Genomic DNA, 22,074 nt, shown 5'->3' on the forward strand with positions numbered 1-22,074 from the left:
CCGGGCGCCAAGCCACAACGGGCACGCAAGTTGAATAAGGAACATTTCGATTATCGCACGGGCATTCTCGGCTCACCGGCCGAGGTCGACGCCGCGCAATGGAACGCGCTGCTCGCGCGCCAGGGCCAGCCGACACCCTTTTTGCGTCACGAATTCCTCGCGGCGCTCGACGCCGCGCGCTGCGCCACGCCCGATGCGGGCTGGGCGCCGCAGTTCGTCACGCTCACCGACTCGCGCACGGGGCAGCTCGCCGCCGCGGCGCCCGTCTACCTGAAGGGCCACTCGTACGGGGAGTACGTGTTCGACTGGGCCTGGGCCGATGCGTACAAGCGCAACGGCCTCGAGTACTACCCGAAGCTGCTGTGCGCGGTGCCCTTCACGCCCGTGCAGGGCACACGCCTCCTGGCCGCCGACGACGCCGCGCGCCGCCATCTGGCCGCCACGCTGGTCGCGTTCGCCGAGCAGGCCGACGTCTCCTCGCTGCACGTGCTCTTTCCCACCGCAGAGGACGCGGCGATGCTCACCGACCTCGGCATGATGCAGCGCGAAGGCGTGCAGTTTCACTGGCTCAACGACGGCTACCGCGACTTCGACGACTTTCTCTCGACGCTCGAGCAGAAAAAGCGCAAGAACATCCGCGCCGAGCGGCGCAAGGTGCGCGACGCGGGCGTGACGCACCGGCGCATTCGCGGCGAGGACATCCGCGACGAACACTGGCGCTTCTTCAGCCGCTGCTACCGCCAGACGTACCGCGAGCATTTTTCGTCGCCGTATCTGAATCTCGACTTCTTCCGCACGATCGGCGAGACGATGCCCGAGAACCTGATGCTCGTGATCGCCGAGTACGAGGGCAAGCCGATCGCGAGCTCGCTCGTCGTCTATCAGCGCGACGAGAGCGGCGGGACGCTCTACGGCCGTTATTGGGGCGCGCTCGAACACGTGCCCTGCCTGCACTTCGAGACCGCCTACTATCAGCCGCTGGAGTTTTGCATCGAGGAGAAGCTCGCCGCTTTCGAAGGCGGCGCGCAGGGCGAGCACAAGATGGCGCGCGGCTTCATGCCCACCGTCACGCGCTCGGCGCACTGGCTCGCGCATCCCGCGTTCGCCGACGCCGTCGCCCACTTTCTCAAGAGCGAGACCAACCAGATTCATGCCTACGTGCACGAGCTGAACGAGCACAACCCGTTTCGCGCATGATGCGGCGGGCGGCTGCGCGCACGCCGCCACCGCCTGTGAAACTTGCCTCGCTCGCTACCGCGTGAGCCCTACTGCCTGAACCAGCGGTGTGCGGCGTTATCGACGATCATCTTCGCGTGCGCGTCGGTCTTCGCCTTGATCTCGGCAAGCTCGGCGGGCGTCATGCTCGCATTCGAGCACGCGCTGCGGTAGTCGGTGAACTTGAGCCCGCAAGTCAGCGCCATCTGCTTGCCAAGCTGCACGTCGCCGCTGTCGCGATAGAACGCAATCATGTCGGGCCACGTCTTCGGCGCCTGCCCGAAATACGCGAACTGCGCTTCGAGAAACGCACGCGCCTGGGCGCGGTTGGTCGCCATCATCGCGTCCGCGAGCCAGACCTGCATGCGCCACGAACGCTCCGGCGACTTCAGGTTGCGCGCGAAAATCTGCACCGGCCCCTCGTTCGAACGCGCATGCGAAAGCGCGAGCGCATTGGCCAGATAGAAGTCCGGGGCGGCGTCGTTTGCGCTCGCGCCCGAGGCCGCCTTCTGCGCGAGCCGCCAGGCGTCGGCGTAACGATGCTCGGCCTGGGCCTCGTCGATGTCGGCGAGCATCGCGTAGTGCGCGAGCACTTCCTTCGTGCGCCGCTGGTTGCGCGCCGCTTCCCACGGCGCCGTCGTCGCCGGCACACGCTTGCCCGCGATCAGGCCCGCCACCGCACGGCTCAGATCGTCCTCGCGCGCGGCGCCTTCGGGGTGCGTCTCGCGCATCGACGCCATGCCCTTCGCGAACGCTTCGTCGAGCATGCGCTGCGCGTCGAACGCGCCCGTGTTCAAGCTCACCTGGCCTTGCGTGAGCATGCCGTTGAGCTTCGCGAGCGCGTCATTGAGACCCTGGAGCGCCTGCGCGGGCCCCGACGGCGCCGCTGCGGCCACCGCCGACGAAGCCCCCGAAGCGCCGGGCGCAGGCGCCGCGGCCTGCATGGCGGGCGCCGGCTGCGCGGCCGGCACGGCATGAGCGGACGCCCCCTGAACCTTCGCGAGCGTGTCGGCGCGGATCTTCTCGCGCATCGCATCGTCCTGAGCCTTTTGCAGCTGCTCGTCGCGCTTGCGCGCGGCGGCGTCGTAGGAGTCGATGCGCTCGAGAAACGCCTTGAAGCCGTGGATATACGAGTACCCGCAGCGCAAACTCACGGTGGCGCCGAACAAGTCGGCCTGCTCCTCGATGCTGCGCTGCCAGGCCGGCATGAGCACCATCGTGCCGACGCCCTGCACCAGCGCGATCTTGTCGAGCCCGTTCCAGCCGTGATCGATGACCTTGCGATTCACCCAGGACCACGTCACGCCCGCGAGCAACGTGGAGGTGTCGCCGGCGTTGCGCACGTCGTAGACCGCGTAGTGGTTCAGATAGATGTGACCGTACTCGTGCGAGAGGATCGCGAAGATCTCGTCCTCCGACTCCGCCGACATCAGCCAGCCGATCGGAATGTAGATATTGCCCGCCGCCGTGGAGCTTGCGTTGAGCGACGTGTCCGAGGTGACGTGGACCGTCACGGGCCAATCGGTGGTGCCGGTCGCGACCTTGACCTTCATGAGCAGGCCGTTGAGGTACTGCTCCATCTCCGGCATCGAGACGAGCCCCCAGCCGTCCGCGCGGTGATCGTTGAGATCCTGCTTCGCGTCGGGCCACGTGTGCGGGGGCGCGGCCGGCAGCTCGCCGGCGGTCTTCACGACGGCCTTCTGCGGCGCGCCGGGCGCAAGCGATGTGAGGTCGGTCGGGATCGACAGATTCGCGCAGGCCCCGAGCGCGAGCGCGAGCGCGCACGCGAGCGCGGCGGCGCGAGGCGCCGCGCGCCGCAAGATGGGCGGCCTCATTTGCAACGATTCGTCGACGAACCCAGATCGGCCGCGACGATCACGCCGCCCGCCGAATGCTCGCAATTCGCCTTCACGGCCTGGCTCACGTGCACGGTCATCGAGTCGACCCAATAGTCCTTGCCGTCGATCTTCACGCGGTAAAAGTCGCTGCGCGTGTCGAGCACGGCCCACGGCAAGCCGCTCGCGTGCGTCGAGCTGGCCGGCTGCGCGGCGTCGGGCGATGCGTAGAGCGGCAACGGATCGACCTTCGCACTGACGATCGACTGGGCGCCTGCGGCCAGCGCACCGGGCGCCGTCGACGCCGCGCCGAAAGCGACGCACAGCGCCAGCACGAACTTCACGCCACCGCGCTCGAGACTCTGCTTGAAACCCTGCTTGAGGCTTTGCTCCATGGTGATTCCCCGTTGGTGTGGTGCGCTTCTGGATGCGCGTTTTATGGGTGCGTTGATTCAGCCTGCTCTGCGGGTCGCGCCGCGCCTGCTCCTCCCTCGCGCGTAGCGTTGCCCGCCTCGTCTTTCTTTTCATGCGGGTGGTCGTGCCCGCCCTCGCCTGCGCTGGGCTCGGGCCCGAGCAGCCATTCGACGAGCCTTTCGTTCCACTCGAACCATTCGGCCGCGAGCGCGAACACCGCGATATCGACGATGCTCAGGAAGCCGATGTCCATCTTCGCCTGCCCCACATAGAGCAGCGCACCGACGAGCACGAGCGAGCACACGAATTCGAGCCCGCACATGACGAGCCACACGATAAATTCCCGGCCACGCTCCAAAGCGCAGCTCAGGCTGAAGCTGAGCTTCTGGCGCTGCGCCTCCTTGCGCGTGAGGTTCTTCAGGATGCGCACCAGCGCCACCACGAGCACGGCGCCAAAGACGAGCGCGAAGAGGCAAAGATGGTCGCGGTCCGTGCTGAGCGCGAGCGCCGCTACGTGCTTGTAATTCGCGCCGTAGGTGTCGAGATTGTCGAGCGCCATCGCATGCAGATAGACGCCCGGAATGCGCCCATGGATCGGCGAGTTGATGTAGTCGCTCGAAAACTGGCGCGCGGTGCCGATCATCACGACACGGTTGTTCAGCGCATGCTCGAGCATGGCTTCGCCGGCATCGTCGGTATTGGCCAGGTCGTAGGCGTAGACCGTCTCGTGGAACACGCAGACCGGCTTTTCGGCGTCGCCGTAGAGGCGCTCGCGCACGCCGAACGGCAGGATTTCCGCGAGGCCGTGATCGGCGCGGCAATAGGATTGAGCTTCCTGCGATCGCGCTCCCGATTCGCGCGCCGCATCGCCCGCCTGTTCCTGCGTAAACCAGCGCAGGCCGTCGTGCGCGGGCACAAGCCCCCAGGACACCGCCATCGGCACGCGCGGATCGGCGATCGGCTGCGCCGAGAGATCGTCATGGATGGCGAGCGCCGCGCTGCGCTCGCGCGCTTCGTTCGCACCGCGCTGTTCGAGCGGATAGGACCACGCGAGCTTGTCCACTTCGTCGGGCGCATAGGTGACCGCAACCGGCTCGAAGCAGCGGCCGCGCAACTCGTCGAGATCGGGGCGCAGACGCAGCGCGCCGTCGGCGCCGGGCGTCGCGGCGAGATAGACCTTGGTGCCCGACGCGGAGAGCGCGCAAAGGCGCTGCGCGAACTGCGCCAGGGTCGGATCGGGGCGCGCGTCCTTGAACGCGATATCGAAGAAGACGGCGCGCGGCCGGTAGATCTCGACGCCGCGCAAGAGGCGCGCATAGTAGCCGTAGCTCGCGGGCCAGCTCTGCCCCGCCTGGGCGAGCGCGGCATCGTCGATCAACAGGACCGAAATGCCCTCGCGCGAGCCGGCGCCGTAGGCCTTGCCCGCAACCGGCGCATAGACGCGCGCGGCCTGGCGCGTGGCGAACTCCTCGCCGAACAGCCGCGGCAGGACGAGCGCGCCCGCGATGCCCAGCACGATCGCCAGCACCGCCTGCAAGATCGTGCGCTTGATCCGCGCTGCGCGATCCCGCTCCCCGGGCGCGCACGTTCCCCGTTCTTGTCCACTCATTGTTCTTGATTTTCTTGGCCACGTATTCCGGTTGTCCGGCCGGCACGACGACACCAGGGACGAACACCGCTCTCGACACCTTTACGGCCGGCACGACGAAAACTTGAGTCCAGCATCGCGCGGCGCGCCGCGCGGCGCCGTCTCTGCGGCGCTTAGCATATCGGCCGATCTGTGGGACACTCACGCTCACTTTTCGCTCACCGCCCATCGTCGCGCCGTCTCCAACATGCCGTGGTTCCTCTACCTGCTCGAATGCGCCGACGGCAGCGTCTACACGGGCATTGCCGTCGACGTCGCCGCGCGCTTCGCGCAGCATGCGAACGGCACCGGCGCGCGCTATACGCGCTCGCGCAAGCCGGTGCGCGTGCTCGCGCAGTTCGAGCTCGCCGACCGCGCGAGCGCCTTGCGCGCCGAATACCGGGTCAAGCAACTCACCGCGCGCGAGAAACGCGCGCTCGCGGCAGGCGCTCGCACCCTGGAATCGGTGCTGCCCGCGCCGCCCGACAGCACGCAGCCGGAAGCCGAAGCGCCCGTCTGAGCGTGGGTTCGAGCCTCGGGGATACCCGCCCATCGCCGCCCAAGCCTAAAGCCCCCTCCCGCCCCCGCCGTTATCCCTCATAGGTCCGCCGAGGCTTAGGGCCTGTTCACGCTAATAACAGGCTCGCGCTGGCCGCCAGAAGGGCCGAGCGCGAGGATTGCGACGAAGCGAATACTCGATGTATTCGTGAGGAGCATGACGCGGCGATCGGCCCTTCTGGCGGCCAGCCCCTGGAATGGAAATAGTTAATTTGGGGAACGTGCCTTTCCGGGCGCATTGCGGCGTCGCGCGTCGCTTGTTTGGCTCGGCCAAACGGCGCGCCGTGCTCCTTGCACTGCGACCGGAAAGGCACGTTCGCGAGCCTGTTATTAGCGTGAACAGGCCCTCTACGCGACACGTCACGTCATCCAGTAAAGCGACCGGACCGGTAAAGCCTGATGAGACGACACAAAACGGAGCCCGCGCGGCAAGCCCCGGGGTGGCACGGACTGCGGCGCACCACGGCCGTCCTGCTGCCGCTGTGGCTGCTCGCGGCCGTGATGGCGGTGATCGCGTCCATCAGCCTCGCGATCATGGCGATCCTGCTCGCCTACGTGGCCGGGGAAAGCACCTGGTCGAAGGGCCAGAAGGATGCCGTGCACGCGCTCGAACGCTACGCGCGCGCGGGCGACGAAGCCGACTACCGCATGTTCCTCAAATGCATCGCGGTGCCGCTTGGCGACCGCGCGGCCAAGCTCGAAATGAACCGGCCGCAGCCCGATATCGCGGCGATCCGGCGTGGCTTCGAGCAAGGCCGCATCGCGGCCGCCGACATCGATGGCATGACCTGGGGCTACCGCACGCTCAAGAACACGCCGTGGATGCGCCCTGCGGTCGCGTACTGGGACATCGGCGACCGCTACATCCTGAAGCTCGCCGAAACGGGCGAGCGCCTGCACGCGCTCGCGCAGGCGGGCAAGCTGCAGAGCGCGGAATCCATCGCGCTCGTGCGCGAGCTGCACGACATCGACAATCAGCTCGCGCCCATCGAAAACGGCTTCTCGCGCTCGCTCGATGACGCCGCGCGCGCCACGCGCTCGCTCCTCACGCTCGCGATCGCGGCCTGCGCGTGCTTGCTGCTCGCCGTGTTCACGCAGTTCATCCGCCGCTCGCTCACGCGTAGCGACCGCCTCGAGGCCGAGGTGCGCAAGAACGAGGAACGCCTGAGCCTCGGCTTCGAGGGCATCAACGCCGGGCTCTGGGACTGGGAGGTCGGCAGCCGCCAGTGCTATTTCTCGAACTGGCTCTACGAGCAGCTCGGCTACGACGCGGGCAACGCCGCGGGCACGCCCTTCGACAGCGAGGCCGGCCCCACGCAGCTCGTCCATCCCGATGACCTGCCGGGTGTGCGTCATGCGCTGCGCCGCCACCTCGTGCGCTCGACGGCCTTCGATGTGGAGTTCCGCCTGCGCACGCGCGCCGGCGCCTACTGCTGGTGCCGCGCGCGCGGGCAGGCGGTGCGCGATGCGCGCGGCCGCGCCGTGCGCATGGTCGGGTGCCTGTTCGACATCTCCGATCTCAAGACGGCCGAAGCCGAGGCGCATACGGAACGCGAGTTGGCGGAGGTCACGCTGGCCTCGATCGGCGATGCCGTGATCCGCACCGACGAAGACGCGCGCGTGACCTACTGCAATGCGGTCGCCGAACGCATCCTCGGCCGCTCCGCCGCCGCGATGCTCACGCAACCGTTCGAGGCCATCTGCGACCTGCGCAACGGCGCCGACAACGCGCGCAGTTTCGACATCCTGCGCCGCGCGCACGCCGCGAGCGGCGCCGACGGCATCGGCGGCATCAGTGGCATCGGCGGCGCCAACGGCACTGGCAGCGCGGCGGCCGATCTCTACATCGCGCGCCCGGACGGCTCGCGGCTCGCGGTCGACTACTCGGTCTCGAAGCTGCGCGACGCGCGGGGCTGCGCGATCGGCAACGTCGTCGTGCTGTACGACGTGAGCGCGCTGCGCGAGCACGCGGTGCGCCTCGCGTATCAGGCCACCCACGACGAGCTCACCGACCTCTATAACCGCCGCGAATTCGAGCGCCGGCTCGGCGCGCTGCTCGAAGCCGGCGCGCATGACCCGGGCGGCCCGAATGGCACGAATGGCCAGAGTGACGCAGGCGAGCGGCGCGAGCACTCGGGCCACTCGGTCATGTTCCTCGACCTCGACCAGTTCAAGGTCGTCAACGACACGTGCGGCCATTCGACCGGCGACGAGCTGATCCGCGAAGTCTGCAGCGTGCTCAGGAAGACGCTGCGCCGCACCGACATCATCGCGCGCCTGGGCGGCGACGAATTCGGTGTCGTGCTGCCGCACTGCGCGGTGACGCATGCATGGCAGCTCGCGGAGAGCCTGCGCGAGGCCATCGCCGGCATCCGCTTCACGGGCGCCGGGCGCGTCGTGCAAACGAGCGTGAGCATCGGCCTCGTCGGCGACGTGGCGAGCCTCGCCTGCGTCAAGGAAGTCATGAAGGCCGCGGACGTCGCCTGCTACATGGCGAAGAAGAAGGGGCGCAACCGCGTGCACCGCTTTCGCCTGGACGACGAGGAGCTCTCGGAAGCGCACACGCAGATGGCGTGGGTCGCCGACATCAAGGCGGCGCTCGAGAACGACCAGTTCTGCCTGTTCGGCCAGGAGATCGTGCCGCTCGCTCCGGGAACCGGGGGCGCGCACGTGGAGGTGCTGTTGCGCATGCGTTGCGCCTCGGGCGCGCTGGTGGCGCCGGCGGGGTTCATCGGCGCGGCCGAGCGTTTCGACCTGATGCCCTCGATCGACCGCTGGGTGATCGCGCGCGCGTTCGGCACGATCGCCGCCGGCGCACACCGCTACGGCACCTGGTCGATCAATCTCTCGGGCGCCTCGCTCGGCGACGAGCGGCTCGCCGACTATATCGAAGAGCAGCAGCGCCTCTGGGGCATTCCGTTCTCATGCGTGTGCTTCGAGATTACGGAGACCGCCGCGATCACGAACATGCACGACGCCATCACGCTCATCTCACGCCTGCGCGCGCATGGCTGCCGCTTCGCGCTCGACGACTTCGGCGCCGGCATGTCGTCGCTCAATTACCTGAAGCACCTGAACGTCGACTATCTGAAGATCGACGGCAGCTTCATACGCGGGATCGTCGACAGTCCGCTCGATCAGGCCATCGTCCGCTCGATCAATCAGGTCGCGCACGCGGCCGGCAAAGAGACCATTGCCGAGTTCGTCGAGGACGCCGAGATCGTCGACTGCATGGTCGCCATGGGCGTCGACTTCGTGCAGGGCTACGCGGTGGGCCGGCCCGCGCCGCTCGACGCCCTGCGCGTGCCGCAAGAGCGGGACGTGGCCGAGCTCGATTGAGGGAGCCAGGCACGCGGACGAGGCGTGCGGACGAGGCGTGCAGACCAGGCATGCAAGCGCAGAGCCATCGTCCGATACTCAAAAAAACGGGGACAAAAAAAAGCGCTCCTTGCGGAGCGCCTTGCCGGCAAACTTGCGTCTTCCGGTGAGCCTTGCTTACTTCTTGAAGTTCGCGACGCCGTCGGTGATTTCCTTGTGCGCGGCTTCGATGCCGACCCAGCCTTCGACCTTCACCCACTTGCCCTTTTCGAGCGACTTGTAGTTCTCGAAGAAGTGCTTGATCTGGTCCTTCAGGTACTCGGGCACGTCCTCGAGCGACTTGAGGTTGGCCGTCATCGGGCAGACCTTGTCGTGCGGGACCGCGATCAGCTTGGCGTCGACGCCCGACTCGTCGGTCATCTGCAGCATGCCGAGCGCGCGCGAGCGCACGACGGAGCCCGCGAGCAGCGGGAACGGCGTGATCACGAGCACGTCGACGGGGTCGCCGTCGCCCGAAAGCGTCTGCGGGATGAAGCCGTAGTTCACCGGATAGCGCATGCCCGTGCCGACGAAGCGGTCGACGACGAGCAGGCCCAGGTCCTTGTCGGCTTCGTATTTGACCGGATCGCTTTGCGCCGGAATCTCGATGATCACGTTGAAGTCTTGCGGCAGATCCTTGCCGGCGGGGACATTTGCGAAGCTCATGAGCGCTCTCTGTTGAGAAGGGAAAAAGCGACGGTTGCGTGCGCGGGGCGCGGCGTGCGGCGCGGATGAGGCCAAACCGGGCCAAACCAGGCCAAGCAAAACTCGGTGCGCACGGCGCTCCGGCACGAAACCGGACGTTGGAAGTTGGCGCCCATTATAGCCAATCGGCCGCGCCGCCCGGCGCTTCGGCCCAGGGCTTTCCCGCACGCGGATGAAGTGTCCGCTGAATTCGCGCGCGTGAGCGCCACGATTGGCGCGATAATGATCCGGCCGGCGCGGCCCTGCTCCACGCGAAGCCTGCCGTACCCGAGTCCGCCCCGGCAACGTCTCCCGTTTTGCATTTCCCTTCCCTCGTTTCATTGCCCCGTTTCACTTCCCTTTTACGAGGCGCATGCATGGAAGAAGCGAAGCACTTCATCGGCGGCGAATGGCGCTCGCCCGCCAGCGGCGAGACCCTCGCCGCGATCGATCCCTCCACCGGCCAGCCGTTCGCGCAGCTCGCACGCGGCAACGCCGCCGACATCGACGCTGCCGTCACTGCCGCGCGCGGGGCTTACGAAGGCGCCTGGGGCGCACTGAGCGCCGCCGAGCGCGGGCGTTTGCTGTTCAAGCTCTCCGGCCTCGTGGCCCAGCATCAGGAAACCCTCGCGCAGCTCGAAGCCCGCGACACCGGCAAGCCGCTCAGGCAGGCGCGCGCCGACGCCGCCGCGCTCGCGCGCTACTTCGAGTTCTACGCGGGCGCCGCAGACAAGCTGCACGGCGAGACCCTGCCCTACCACGCGGGCTACACGGTGCTCACGGTGCGCGAGCCGCACGGCGTGACGGCCCACATCGTGCCGTGGAACTATCCGATGCAGATTTTCGGGCGCAGCGTGGGCGCAGCGCTCGCGGCCGGCAACGCCTGTGTCGTGAAGCCCGCCGAGGACGCCTGCGTCTCGCTGCTCGAAGTGGCGGCGCTTGCGCGCGAAGCCGGCTTGCCCGCCGGCGCGCTGAACATCGTCACCGGGCTCGGCCATGAGGCGGGCGCGGCGCTCTCCGCGCACCCGGGCATCGACCACATCTCGTTCACGGGCTCGCCGCAAACGGGCAAGCTCGTCGCGCAGACTGCCGCCGGCAATCATGTGCCCGTCACGCTGGAGCTGGGCGGGAAGTCGCCGCAAATCGTCTTCGCCGATGCCGATTTCGACGCGGCGCTGCCCGTGCTCGTCGCCGCCATCGTGCAGAACGCGGGACAGACGTGCTCGGCGGGCAGCCGCGTGCTGATCGAGCGCGCCGCGTACGAGCCGCTCGTCGAGCGACTCGCTGCGGCGTTCGAGGCGTTGCGCGTCGGGCCCGCAAGCGCCGATCTCGATTGCGGGCCGCTCATCAGCAAGAAGCAGCGCGCTCGCGTGCGCGAGTTTCTCGACGAGGCGCAGCGCGACGGCATTGCCACCGCCGCGCGCGGCAAGCTCGACGCCGATGCACCCGCGGGCGGCTTCTACGAAGCCCCGGCGCTCTTGCGCGACGTGCCGCCTCAAAGCCGGCTCGCGCAGGAGGAGGTGTTCGGCCCGGTGCTCGCGGCCATGCCCTTTGACGACGAAGCCGAGGCGCTCGCGCTCGCCAACGGCACGCCCTACGGGCTCGTGGCGGGCGTGTGGACGCGCGACGGCGCGCGCCAGATGCGCATGGCGCGGCGCGTGCGCGCGGGGCAGGTGTTCGTGAACAACTTTGGCGCGGGCGGCGGCGTCGAGCTGCCGTTCGGCGGCACGCGCCTGTCCGGCTACGGACGCGAGAAAGGCTTCGAGGCGCTCTACGGCTTCACGGTGCTCAAGACCATTGCGCTGCGGCACGGCTAGCGCGGTTGCTCTGCGCATCTGAACACCCTGCATCGATACGCATATACACGCACACACGGAGACATCATGCGACTCAAAGGCAAGACGGCCGTCGTGACGGGCGCCGGCTCGGGCTTCGGCGAAGGCATCGCGAAGACGTATGCGCGCGAAGGCGCGAACGTCGTCATCAACGATCTGAACGGCGATGCAGCCGAGCGCGTGGCGAGCGAGATCGCGCTCGCGGGCGGCAAGGCCATCGCGGTGCAAGGCGACATCACGCGCGAAGCCGACTGGCATGCGCTGCGCGACGCCGCCATCGAGGACTTCGGCAGCGTGCAGGTCGTCGTCAACAACGCGGGCACCACGCATCGCAACAAGCCCGTGCTCGAAGTGACCGAGGCCGAATTCGACCGCGTCTACGCCGTCAACGTGAAGGGCCTTTACTGGAGCGTGCGGGCCTTCGTGCCGCACTTTCGCGAGCACGGCGGCGGCGCGTTCGTCAACATCGCCTCGACGGCGGGCATCCGGCCGCGCCCGGGGCTCGTCTGGTACAACGGCAGCAAGGGCGCGATGATCGTGGCGAGCAAGGCGCTCGCCGCCGAGCTCGGCCCGGACCAGATCCGCGTGAACTGCGTGAACCCGGTGATCGGCGACACGGGCCTGACGGCAGAATTCATGGGCGTGCCCGACACGCCCGAGAACCGCCAGCGCTTTATCGCGGGCATCCCGCTCGGGCGCTTTTCCACGCCGCAGGATGTGGCTAATGCCTGCCTCTATCTCGCCTCCGACGAAGCCGCGTTCATCACCGGCACCTGCATCGAAGTGGACGGCGGACGCTGCGTATAGTCTGGGTATTGCGCATCCCGATGCACTCCGGCGCGCGCCCGCCGCGCGCGCCAAACGCACCCTAAGTGCTTGACTGATCAGTGTTTCCCCCGACCGATACGGGCCACCGCACGGCGGCGGCCCGTATAGAATGGTCGTGCTTTAGCGTCGAATACCCGCCATAACCTGGCGGCAATACAACAAGCACGACGTTCCATGTCGACGGAGACACCATGGCCAGTCCAGCAAATCACCTGCCGCATGCGGGCGCGGGCGCCCCGCCCTCCGCCTTTGAAGAAGCCACCTACCGCAAGGTCTCGTGGCGCCTCATCCCGCTTCTGATGCTCTGCTATGTGGTCGCGTATCTGGACCGCGTCAACGTGGGCTTCGCCAAACTGCAGATGAGCACGGCGCTCAATCTCTCCGATGCGGTCTACGGCTTCGGCGCCGGCATTTTCTTCATCGGCTATTTTTTGTTCGAAGTGCCAAGCAATGTGATCCTGCATCGCGTGGGCGCGCGCGTGTGGATCGCGCGCATCATGGTCACGTGGGGCCTCGTTTCGATCCTGACGATGTTCGTCACCACGCCCAGCATGTTCTATGTGATGCGCTTTCTGCTCGGCCTGTGCGAGGCCGGCTTCTTCCCGGGCATCATCCTCTATCTCACGTACTGGTATCCGGCGCACCGGCGCGGACGCATGACCACCTGGTTCATGACGGCCATCGCGCTTTCGGGCGTGATCGGCGGGCCGATCTCGGGCTGGATCCTCAAGTCCTTCAACGGCGCGAACGGCTGGCAGGGCTGGCAGTGGCTGTTCCTGCTCGAAGGGCTGCCTTCGGTGATCGTCGGCGTGCTGGTGTTCTTCGTGCTCGACGACCGCATCGGCCGCGCGCAGTGGCTTTCCGCCGAGGAACGCGCACTGCTCGAGCGCAACATCGCCGCCGAGGACGCCACCAAGGAAGACCTCCCGCTTGCCAAAGTGCTCACGAGCGGCCGTGTGCTCGTGATGAGCTTCACCTACTTCTCGTTCGTGATGGGCCTTTATGGCGTGAGCTTCTGGCTGCCCACCATCATCAAGGCGACGGGCGTGAAGGACGCGCTCATGATCGGGCTGCTTGCGGCGATTCCGTTCGCGGCGGCCGTGGTGGGCATGCTGCTCGCCGCGAAGAGCGCCGACCGCATGCGCGAGCGCCGCTGGCACATCGCCATTCCGGCCGCAATCGGCGCGCTCGGCCTCGTGCTCTCGGTCACGTGGGCGCACGACACCACGCTCGCGATGACGGCGCTCACGATCGCCACCATCGGCATTCTCACCACGCTGCCCTTGTTCTGGAGCCTGCCCACCGCCTGGCTCGCGGGCACGGGCGCCGCGGCAGGCATCGCGCTCATCAACTCGATCGGCAATCTCGCGGGGTTTCTCAGCCCCTATGCGGTGGGCTGGCTCAAGCAGGTCACCGCCGCGAACGACTCGGGCATGTACATGCTCGCGGCCTTCATGATCCTCGGCGGCCTGCTCGCGCTGTGCGCGCCTGCGAAGCTGGTGAACCGCTAGCTGCGCGGCGGCGCCGCTCGATCCGCCCGCAAAAAACAACGGCCGCTCGAAAGCGGCCGTTTTGCGTTGAAGCGCACGAAGCGCACGAAGCGCACGAAGCGCAATGAGCCTAGACGATGTTCATCGCCAGCGCGCTCTCGCGATAGTGCGTGGCGGCCTTATCGGCATCGCCAAGCTGCTCGTGCAGACGCGCGAGCGCACGATGCGAGCGGATCTTGAGCGGCTCGTTATTGCTCGCGTTGGCGGATTTGAGCGCCGCCTCGAGGAACGACTGCGCCTTGCCCCAGAGCTGCTGCTTCAGGCACAGGCGGCCCAGCGCGAACAGCAGATCGCCGTCTTCGGGACGCTCCTTGCGCCACGCTTCGGCCTTCTGGATGAGCGGCAGCGCGTCGTTGCCTGCCGTGTCGGGATAGCGCCGCAGCAAGCGCGCGTCCCAGTTCTGCGCGAGCGCTTCCTCGACGATCTTGCGTGCCTCGTTCGGGCGGTCCAGCGCGATCAGCAGTTCCGCGGCGCAGTCGGCCAGACGCGGCGAATGACGCTCGATCGGCGTGAGCGCGTGCCAGAGCTCGAGCAACGCGTCTGCGTTGTGCCGCCGGTCGCGCAGCAGGTTCTCCGCCGCAAGCTGGCGCAGGCGCACCGCCACGGCCGGATGCAGCGCCTCGCGCTTTTCCAGCGTCTTCACGAGCTTGAGCACTTCGCTCCAGTTCTTGAGCTGCTGCTGCGCGCGCAGCGCGATCTGCTGCGCGTGGATGCGGCGGCCGCCCTGCGAGCGCATTTCGGTGAGCGCGGCGAGCGCCCCGTCCGCGTCGCGGCCATCGGCGCGCATGTCGGCGGTGGCCATGAGGCGAGCTTCCTGGAGGTCGGGGTCGTCCACCTGCGTGAGCCAGTCGTCGCGGCGCGCGTACTCGTGCAGACGATGCGCGGCGTTCGCGGCGATCAGGCCCGCGGCGCCCTTGTTCTTCTCGTCCACGAGCGAATCGCGCGCGGCCTTTTCGGCACGCGAGAAGCGACCCGCATAGAGATTGCCCACGGCATCGCGCAGCGCAGAGTTGGCCTTTTCCGCGCGCATGCGCGCGCGGTAGGCGGCGACGCGGCGCGGCATCGTCACGATGTTGCGCGCGAAGCGCAGCAGCGCATAGAGCAGCAGGAACGCCACCACGATGCCCACCACGAAGAGGTTGAGCGAGACGTCCACGCGATACGGCGGATAGACGAGCAGCACCTGCCCCGTGTCGAAACGGCCGACGGTGGCGAGCGCGACAGCCACCGCGAAGAGCAGCGCGAGCCAGATGAGTCCACGGATCGCCATGTCTTACCCCCGGCTCCGGAATTGCTGGAGCGCCTTCAGGCTCGTGTCGAGCGTGGGCAGCGTGACCGCGCCCGAGCCCGCGTCCACTTGCTTGAGCAGGTCGCGCACGTTCTGCGTTTCCTTCGACGCGCTGTCGAAGTAGCGCGCGAGCGCGCTGTCGGCGGCGGCGAGGTCGGACTTGAGCGTGGTCTCGTTGCGCGAGAGCAGCGAGAGGCGCGCCGAGAGCAGGCGCAGCTTCAGGTTCTCGCGCACGAAGTAGCCCTGGTCGGGCGAAACGAGCATGGCGTCGGCATTGTCGATGCGGCGCACCTGCACGAGGCTCGTGATCTGCTTGCCGATGCCGGAGACGAAGGTGTCGAGCCATGCCCGCCAGCGCGGCTCGCCGGTGGCGGCAGCCGTTTTCGCGACGTCCACGGGCGCGTCGGTCTCGGGCTTGGTGTGCGCGACGATCGCTTCGCCCGCGAGCGGCAGCGTGTCGACGGCGGCCAGCGCGGTGTCGAGCTTGATCGCGAGGCCCGCGAGGTCCGTGGACGGCGCGGCCTTGAGCTTGTCGACGTCCTGCGCGATGGCCTTGCGCACGGCGAGCGCCTGCGGGCTGTCCGAGGCGGCCAGACGCGTGTCCGCGCTTTGCAGCGCGAACAGCGCGAGCTGCGTGTTGCCGGTGAGCTGAAGCTGCTCGCTCGCGCTCGAAAGCATCTGGCCGACTTCGGCGAGCGTCCAGTCGTCGCGGTTCTTGGCGAGATCGGCGTATTGCTGCGCGAGCGCCTGCTGCGAGGTTTGCGCGTCGGCGATCTTGCCTTCGAGCAGCGACATCTGCTTGTCGACCTGCTGCGCGCCCGCCACGGCCGCATCGGTCCGGGCGCGCAGCGCGGCGCTCTGCTGGTCGGCGGCCTGCTGGCGCTGCACGAACGTTGCGTCCATGCGGTCGAGCTTGCGGTTGAGCGCATAGCCGCCCGCCCCCGCGCCCGCCGCAACCAGCACGACGACGAGCCAGAGAATCGCGGTGCCCGCGCCGCCGCGCCGCGCGTTGGCGGGCTGCGTGTAAGGCGTGGATGAATAAGAGGAAGAACTGGATGCCGGACGCGCACTCGCGGCGGCCGGCGGGGTGCCCTGGCTGCCGGGGTTGCCTTGCGACGCGGCGCCCGGATTGGGAACGCGGCTGGAATCGTTCGAATCAGTCATGCGTGATTGTGCCGGCGGCGAGGCCGGGTTGTTCTGAACCGGTTGAGCCGCAAGCTGCGCGGCCGAAGGTGCGTCGGCAGGTGCTACGGAAGAAACCGAGGATCCCGCAAGGCCCAGCAGCGTCTCGACAATGCGCTCGTCGCCTGCGCCGGACACCGTAATCCTATCAAAACCCAATCCGCGCGCCGTCTCGGCGATCCGCCCATGGGGTGCGACGAGCGGCGCGTGGCGCAGCTCGACGATCTCGCCCGCCGTGAGGTGCTCGCGCGCGAGCTCGTCGAGATTGCGCACGCCTTCGGAGCTGGTCACGAGCCAGGCGTGCGGCGCGCCTTCGAGCAGCGCATGCACCGTCTCCCAGGCGCCGATGGGCGGCTCGGGCACGGCGCGGCGATAGGCCGCGACGGCCTCGACTTCGGCGCCCGCTTCGCGCAGGCGGTCGGCGAGCCATTCGCGGCCGCCGTCGCCGCGCACGATCAGCACGCGCTTGGCCGCGAAGGCATCGTCGCCGAGCGTCTTTTCGAGTGCGGCGTAGAGCGATTCGGAGTCGAAGCGCGCCGGTTCCTCGTCGGCGGCGCCCGCAGGGCTGATCACGCGATGCGCGGGCGCCGAGACGCCGTGGCGCGCGAGCGCGGCCACGCTCGCGGGCCCCACCACGGCGACCGGCAGCGCGTGCGGCCAGATCGACGAAATCGTGCCGTAGCACGCGAACGCGCGATCGACGGCGTTCGGCGAGACGAACACCACGAGCGCGTAGCGGTCGAGCGCGCCGAGCGCTTCGCGCAATGGCGCGTCGTCGCGCACGGGCTCGATCGTGATGAGCGGGAATTCGAGCGCGCGCAGACCGCGCGCCTCGAGCTGCGCGGCGAGCGCCTGCGATTGACCGGACGGACGGGTAATGACGACGGTGAACGGCTCAGCCGCGTGCGAAGGATGACCCGCAGTGGAACCCGATGCGGCGCGGCCAGACGGCGTGCCGCCCGCCCCCATGCCGGCGTCGGCCGGCCCGCCCCATTCGTCGGGCTGTGCGGGAGCGTTCACGCCACCGCGTCGCGGTTGCCACCGGGCCGTCATCGCGCGCCCGTGCCGTCTGGCGCGGCACCGCCCGCGCCGCCCGTGCCGTTCTTGCCGGCCGGCGGCGCGTTCGGCGCACGTGCTTCGTCGGCGCTTGCCTCGGAAAGCGCGCGCACGATCTCGAGCGCGCCCTGGGCAATCAGGGCGTCGGCGACCTCGCGGCCCAGCGCGACGGCGTCTGCGACCGTGGCCGGCGCGGCCTCGCCCTCGGCGGCGAGCACGCGGCTCGCGTCGGGCGTAGCGATGGTGCCGCGCAGCATGAGCCGGCCTTCGTGCCACTGCGCGTAAGCGGCGAGCGGCACCGAGCAACTTCCGCCCAGCGCCCGCGAAACCATGCGCTCGGCCTCCACGGCCTTCGCGGTGGCGTCGTCGTGCAGCGGCGCGAGCCACGCGGCCAGGTCGGCGCGGTCGGCGCGGATCTCGATGCCGAGCGCGCCCTGCCCCGCCGCCGGCAGGCTGTCCGCCGGCTCGAGCAGCGCGCGGATGCGCGCTCCGAGGCCAAGGCGCTTGAGCCCCGCCGCCGCGAGAATGATGGCCGCGTAGTCGCCACGGTCGAGCTTGGCGAGACGCGTGTCGAGGTTGCCGCGCAGCGGCTTCACGTCGAGGTGGGGATAGCGCGCGCGGATCATCGACTCGCGGCGCAGGCTGGAGGTCCCCACGACGCTGCCCGGCGGCAGCGCCGCGAGCGAGTCGTAGTCGTTGGAGACGAAGGCGTCGCGCGGGTCCTCGCGCTCCATGATGGCCGTGAGCGCGAAGCCCTCGGGCAGCTCCATGGGCACGTCCTTGAGCGAATGCACGGCGAGATCGGCGCGGCCCTCGGCCAGCGCCTGCTCCAGTTCCTTGACGAACAGCCCCTTACCGCCGACTTTCGAAAGCGTACGGTCGAGAATTTGATCGCCTCGGGTCGTCATTCCGACGATTTTCACGTCGCAGGATGGATATAATTTGTGCAGCGCAGCTTGCACATGTTCGGCCTGCCACATCGCGAGGCGGCTCTCCCGCGAAGCGATCACAAGGGTGCGGGGCGTGGGCGCGGATAAGGACTCGGAATTCATGGCAAGCACTTCGAATGACGGGTTCGAAAAACAATATCGGATAACAGGCAATGTTAGCACGCGCCCCTTTTTCGGCTGGCCCCCTGGCCGCCGAAGGGGCCCACGAAGCCCTTAGGTGAGCGCGTGCGGTGGCAAGGAAGAGACCCGGATCGGCGCAGCGCGCCCGAACCCGAGCCGCGCGCGGCTTCAAGTCCCCCAGCGTCCCCAACGTTCCCCGGCAAAACCGGCCCTGTCCGATCCGTCCGCTCGCTGTCTCATAATGTGCGCACGCTGTGCCCAACCAGGCACGTGCGGCACGCACAGGATGGCACGTCTATCCACAGGTCCTGAGTTGCACCCGTTGTACCCCCGACCGCGGCCCGCGCCGCGGCCATGCAGTTGGCAGTTCCCGTTTAACTTGTCCATCTCCTGGCTAGTCCTGAGGAAAACATCGTGAAGTCTTCCGGATCGGCGCGCGCAGAGCGCCGCAACAACGCATCGCAGAACGCCTCTTCCACGGCCGCCGAAACGGCAGCCCCGTCGTCGCCCAAAAAAGCCAGGGCGACGACTACCGTGAAAGCCTCGACCAAGACAACGAAGGCCACGAAAACGGCAGACGCGACGAAGACCACGAAGGCCCCTAAAGCCACCCAAGTCACTCAAGCAACCCAAGTCGCTCAAGCCACCAGGGCCGCGAAGGCCCCGCAAGCCACCGCGAAACCCGCGGCTGCCGCACGCAACGCTCGCGCGCGCGACGACAAGGACCAGCCGCTGTTCGAGGACATCCGCTACCTCGGCCGGCTGCTCGGCGACGTGCTGCGCGAGCAGGAAGGCGACGCCGTGTTCGACGTGGTCGAGACGATCCGCCAGACGGCCGTGCGTTTTCGCCGCGAAGAAGACAACACCGCCGCACTCGCGCTGGAGAAGCAACTGCGCGGCCTCTCGCCCGAGCAGACCGTGAGCGTCGTGCGCGCGTTCAGCTATTTCTCGCATCTGGCGAACATCGCCGAGGACCGCCACCGCAACCGCCGCCGCCGCATCCACGACCTCGCCGGCTCGGCGCCGCAGGCGGGCACCATCGCGCATTCACTCGAGCGCCTCGCCCAGGCGGGCGCCGCCGCGACGCCCGTGCTCCAGCAGTTCTTCAACGACGCGCTGATCGTGCCCGTGCTCACCGCGCACCCCACGGAGGTGCAGCGCAAGAGCACGCTCGATTCGCAGCACGACATCGCGCGCCTGCTCGCCGAACGCGACCAGCCGCTCACGCACCGCGAGCGCGAGCAGAACGACGCGCTCCTGCGCGCGCGCGTGACCTCGCTCTGGCAAACGCGCATGCTGCGCGACTCGCGCCTCTCCGTGGGCGACGAAATCGAGAACGCGCTGTCGTACTACCACACGACCTTCCTCACCGAGATCCCCGCGCTGTACGGCGAGATCGAGACGTCGCTCAAGGAGCACGGCCTCTCGGCCCGCTTGCCGGCGTTCTTCCAGATGGGCAGCTGGATCGGCGGCGACCGCGACGGCAATCCGAACGTCACCGCCTCCACGCTCGAAGAAGCGAGCGAGCGCCAGGCACAGGTGATCCTGCAGCACTACCTCGACGAAGTGCACAAGCTCGGTGCGGAGCTCTCGGTTTCGAACCTGCTCGCAGGCGCGAGCGCTGAGCTCCAGGCGCTCGCCGAGGCCTCGCCCGACCAGTCGCCGCACCGCGTGGACGAGCCGTACCGCCGCGCGCTGATCGGCGTCTATACGCGCCTCGCGGCAAGCGCGCGCGTGCGTCTGGGCGAAGGCGTGGTCGCTGTGCGCAGCGCGGGCCGCAACGTCCAGCCCGTGCGCGCGCAGCCCTACGCCGATGCATCCGAATTCTCGCGCGACCTGCATATCCTGATGGATTCGCTCGCCGAGCATCACGGCGCCTCGCTCGCAACGACGCGTCTCGCGCCGCTCATGCGTGCCGTCGATGTGTTCGGCTTCCATCTAGCGTCGATCGACCTGCGCCAGAGCTCGGACATCCACGAAGCCGTGATCGCCGAGCTGCTCGCGCGCGCGGGCGTCGTGGCCGACTACGCCGCGCTCACCGAAGAAGCGAAGCAGACCGTGCTGCGCGCGCAGCTCGCCGACGCGCGCCCGCTGCGCTCGCCCTACCTCGACTACTCGGACCTCGTGAAGAGCGAGCTCGGCGTGCTGGAGATGGCACGCGTGACGCGCGAGAAGTTTGGCGCGCGCGCGGTGCGCAACTACATCATCTCGCACACCGAAACAGTTTCCGACCTGCTCGAAGTGATGCTGCTGCAAAAGGAAACGGGCCTCATGAGCGGGCGTCTCGGCCACGCCGAGGATCCCGCGAAGGCCGCGCTGATGGTGATCCCGCTCTTCGAGACAATTCCCGACTTGCGCAATGCCACGCACATCATGCGCGACCTGCTCGCGCTGCCGGGCATCGACAGCATCGTCGAGCATCAGGGCAACGAGCAGGAAATCATGCTCGGCTACTCGGACAGCAACAAGGACGGCGGCTTCCTCACCTCGAACTGGGAGCTCTATCGCTCCGAGCTCGCGCTCGTCGCGCTCTACCGCGAACGCGGCATCACGCTGCGCCTGTTCCATGGCCGCGGAGGCACGGTGGGCCGCGGGGGCGGCCCGACCTACAACGCGATCCTCTCGCAGCCGCCGGGCACGGTCGAAGGCCAGATCCGCCTCACCGAGCAGGGCGAAGTCATCGCCAGCAAGTTCGGCAACCCGGAGATCGGGCGCCGCAACCTGGAAACGGTGATTGCCGCCACGCTCGAAGCCACGCTGCTGCCGATGGGCAAAGCCGCGGGCAACTCGCCCGATCAGCTCCCCGTGTTCGAAGAGACGATGCAAAAGCTCTCGGACGCGGCCATGGCGGCGTACCGCTCGCTCGTCTACGAGACGCCCGGCTTCACCGACTACTTCTTCGCCTCGACGCCGATCACCGAGATCGCCGAGCTCAACATCGGCAGCCGCCCCGCCTCGCGCAAGCTGCAGGACCCGAAGAACCGCAAGATCGACGACCTGCGCGCGATTCCCTGGGGCTTCTCGTGGGGCCAGTGCCGCCTGCTGCTCACGGGCTGGTACGGCTTTGGCAGCGCGGTGGCCGCGTATCTCGACGAAGCGGGCAACGACGCGGAGCGCACGCGCCGTCTCGCGCTCTTCAGGAAGATGTACAAGACCTGGCCGTTCTTCTCGAACCTGCTCTCGAACATGGACATGACGCTCGCGAAGACCGACCTCGCGGTGGCGTCGCGCTATGCGCAGCTCGTCGCCGACAAGAAGCTGCGCAAGCACGTGTTCGAGCGCATCGTGGCCGAGTGGGAGCGCACGACCCGGGTGCTCGACGAGATCACGGGCACGAGCGGGCGTCTTGCCGACAATCCGCTGCTCGCGCGTTCGATCAAGAACCGCTTCCCGTATCTCGATCCGCTCAATCACTTGCAGGTCGAGCTGATCAAGCGCTATCGCGCCGGCGACCCGAGCCCGCGTGTGCGGCGCGGTATCCATCTGACGATCAACGGGATCGCGGCGGGGTTGCGCAATACGGGCTGATGATGCGGCTCGTTTGAGCGTCTGCGCTCATGCATAAACGGCGTCGT

14 protein-coding genes are annotated in these 22,074 nt (G+C 68.2%); 7 read left to right on the forward strand and 7 right to left on the reverse strand.

The genetic code is table 11. The features are described from left to right. Positions 1 to 30: 30 nt before the first annotated feature. Positions 31 to 1,197 carry a GNAT family N-acetyltransferase gene (locus tag EYW47_RS24740; RefSeq protein WP_133197475.1) on the forward strand — a complete coding sequence of 389 codons (1,167 nt, stop codon included), beginning with the start codon at positions 31 to 33 and terminating at the stop codon, positions 1,195 to 1,197. Between the two features lie 68 nt (positions 1,198 to 1,265). Here EYW47_RS24740 and EYW47_RS24745 read toward each other — a convergent pair whose 3' ends face one another. The 3 genes from EYW47_RS24745 to EYW47_RS24750 are packed head-to-tail and all read right to left on the reverse strand — an operon-like array spanning position 1,266 to position 5,073. Continuing rightward, a complete protein-coding gene (locus EYW47_RS24745) occupies positions 1,266 to 3,050 on the reverse strand; it encodes a M48 family metalloprotease (RefSeq protein ID WP_165976666.1) in 1,785 nt (594 codons plus the stop codon). Beyond that, positions 3,047 to 3,445, reverse strand: coding sequence for a hypothetical protein (locus tag EYW47_RS41015; protein ID WP_165976667.1), 399 nt, complete (start codon positions 3,443 to 3,445; stop codon positions 3,047 to 3,049). Before EYW47_RS41015 ends, EYW47_RS24745 begins: the two co-directional genes overlap by 4 nt. 41 nt (positions 3,446 to 3,486) lie before the next feature. Continuing rightward, positions 3,487 to 5,073 (reverse strand): CHASE2 domain-containing protein, encoded by a 1,587-nt coding sequence (locus EYW47_RS24750; protein WP_133197477.1) that lies wholly within the window; start codon positions 5,071 to 5,073, stop codon positions 3,487 to 3,489. A 226-nt stretch (positions 5,074 to 5,299) separates the two neighbouring features. On the opposite strand from EYW47_RS24750, the gene EYW47_RS24755 reads away from it, so the two are divergent. Together EYW47_RS24755 and EYW47_RS24760 are read left to right on the forward strand one after the other, a co-directional pair. Beyond that, positions 5,300 to 5,611: a GIY-YIG nuclease family protein gene (locus EYW47_RS24755; RefSeq protein ID WP_133197558.1), complete on the forward strand. Its 312-nt coding sequence runs from the start codon at positions 5,300 to 5,302 to the stop codon at positions 5,609 to 5,611. A gap of 437 nt (positions 5,612 to 6,048) precedes the next feature. Beyond that, the gene (locus tag EYW47_RS24760) at positions 6,049 to 8,988 is read left to right on the forward strand and encodes an EAL domain-containing protein (protein ID WP_133197478.1); all 2,940 of its coding nucleotides are present in this window, start codon (positions 6,049 to 6,051) and stop codon (positions 8,986 to 8,988) included. Positions 8,989 to 9,144: 156 nt separating this feature from the next. Here the strand turns inward: EYW47_RS24760 and ppa are convergent, their stop codons facing one another. Continuing rightward, positions 9,145 to 9,672 (reverse strand): inorganic diphosphatase, encoded by a 528-nt coding sequence (gene ppa, locus EYW47_RS24765; protein WP_133197479.1) that lies wholly within the window; start codon positions 9,670 to 9,672, stop codon positions 9,145 to 9,147. 395 nt (positions 9,673 to 10,067) lie between these two features. On the opposite strand from ppa, the gene EYW47_RS24770 reads away from it, so the two are divergent. The 3 genes from EYW47_RS24770 (at position 10,068) to EYW47_RS24780 (ending at position 13,864) form a co-directional block, all read left to right on the forward strand. Beyond that, complete coding sequence (locus tag EYW47_RS24770) at positions 10,068 to 11,507, forward strand: aldehyde dehydrogenase family protein (RefSeq protein ID WP_133197480.1); 1,440 nt, start codon at positions 10,068 to 10,070, stop codon at positions 11,505 to 11,507. A gap of 66 nt (positions 11,508 to 11,573) precedes the next feature. Continuing rightward, the gene (locus EYW47_RS24775; protein WP_133197481.1) at positions 11,574 to 12,332 is read left to right on the forward strand and encodes an SDR family oxidoreductase; all 759 of its coding nucleotides are present in this window, start codon (positions 11,574 to 11,576) and stop codon (positions 12,330 to 12,332) included. Between the two features lie 212 nt (positions 12,333 to 12,544). Then, positions 12,545 to 13,864 (forward strand): MFS transporter, encoded by a 1,320-nt coding sequence (locus EYW47_RS24780; protein WP_133197482.1) that lies wholly within the window; start codon positions 12,545 to 12,547, stop codon positions 13,862 to 13,864. Positions 13,865 to 13,973: 109 nt separating this feature from the next. On the opposite strand, the gene EYW47_RS24785 is transcribed toward EYW47_RS24780, so the two are convergent. The 3 genes from EYW47_RS24785 to hemC all read right to left on the reverse strand — a co-directional run bounded on the left by EYW47_RS24785 (position 13,974) and on the right by hemC (position 18,481). Continuing rightward, positions 13,974 to 15,173 carry a heme biosynthesis protein HemY gene (locus EYW47_RS24785; RefSeq protein WP_133197483.1) on the reverse strand — a complete coding sequence of 400 codons (1,200 nt, stop codon included), beginning with the start codon at positions 15,171 to 15,173 and terminating at the stop codon, positions 13,974 to 13,976. A gap of 3 nt (positions 15,174 to 15,176) precedes the next feature. Next, positions 15,177 to 17,342: a fused uroporphyrinogen-III synthase HemD/membrane protein HemX gene (hemDX, locus tag EYW47_RS24790; protein ID WP_133197559.1), complete on the reverse strand. Its 2,166-nt coding sequence runs from the start codon at positions 17,340 to 17,342 to the stop codon at positions 15,177 to 15,179. A gap of 80 nt (positions 17,343 to 17,422) precedes the next feature. After that, positions 17,423 to 18,481 (reverse strand): hydroxymethylbilane synthase, encoded by a 1,059-nt coding sequence (hemC, locus tag EYW47_RS24795; RefSeq protein ID WP_133197484.1) that lies wholly within the window; start codon positions 18,479 to 18,481, stop codon positions 17,423 to 17,425. A gap of 432 nt (positions 18,482 to 18,913) precedes the next feature. Here hemC and ppc point away from each other — a divergent pair, with 432 nt between their 5' ends. After that, positions 18,914 to 22,027 (forward strand): phosphoenolpyruvate carboxylase, encoded by a 3,114-nt coding sequence (gene ppc, locus EYW47_RS24800; protein ID WP_133197485.1) that lies wholly within the window; start codon positions 18,914 to 18,916, stop codon positions 22,025 to 22,027. The last annotated feature ends 47 nt before the right edge of the window (positions 22,028 to 22,074 follow it).

The organism is Paraburkholderia silviterrae, assembly GCF_004353915.1.
In the GTDB taxonomy this organism is placed as follows: domain Bacteria; phylum Pseudomonadota; class Gammaproteobacteria; order Burkholderiales; family Burkholderiaceae; genus Paraburkholderia; species Paraburkholderia silviterrae.

Bases quoted from the DNA above. Each gene is read 5' to 3' on its own strand.
- EYW47_RS24745 (WP_165976666.1), bottom strand. From the start codon at position 3,050: ATGAGGCCGCCCATCTTGCGGCGCGCGGCGCCTCGCGCCGCCGCGCTC.
- EYW47_RS41015 (WP_165976667.1), bottom strand. From the start codon at position 3,445: ATGGAGCAAAGCCTCAAGCAGGGTTTCAAGCAGAGTCTCGAGCGCGGT.
- EYW47_RS24750 (WP_133197477.1), bottom strand. From the start codon at position 5,073: ATGAGTGGACAAGAACGGGGAACGTGCGCGCCCGGGGAGCGGGATCGC.
- EYW47_RS24755 (WP_133197558.1), top strand. From the start codon at position 5,300: ATGCCGTGGTTCCTCTACCTGCTCGAATGCGCCGACGGCAGCGTCTAC.
- EYW47_RS24760 (WP_133197478.1), top strand. From the start codon at position 6,049: ATGAGACGACACAAAACGGAGCCCGCGCGGCAAGCCCCGGGGTGGCAC.
- ppa (WP_133197479.1), bottom strand. From the start codon at position 9,672: ATGAGCTTCGCAAATGTCCCCGCCGGCAAGGATCTGCCGCAAGACTTC.
- EYW47_RS24770 (WP_133197480.1), top strand. From the start codon at position 10,068: ATGGAAGAAGCGAAGCACTTCATCGGCGGCGAATGGCGCTCGCCCGCC.
- EYW47_RS24775 (WP_133197481.1), top strand. From the start codon at position 11,574: ATGCGACTCAAAGGCAAGACGGCCGTCGTGACGGGCGCCGGCTCGGGC.
- EYW47_RS24780 (WP_133197482.1), top strand. From the start codon at position 12,545: ATGGCCAGTCCAGCAAATCACCTGCCGCATGCGGGCGCGGGCGCCCCG.
- EYW47_RS24785 (WP_133197483.1), bottom strand. From the start codon at position 15,173: ATGGCGATCCGTGGACTCATCTGGCTCGCGCTGCTCTTCGCGGTGGCT.
- hemDX (WP_133197559.1), bottom strand. From the start codon at position 17,342: ATGGGGGCGGGCGGCACGCCGTCTGGCCGCGCCGCATCGGGTTCCACT.
- hemC (WP_133197484.1), bottom strand. From the start codon at position 18,481: ATGAATTCCGAGTCCTTATCCGCGCCCACGCCCCGCACCCTTGTGATC.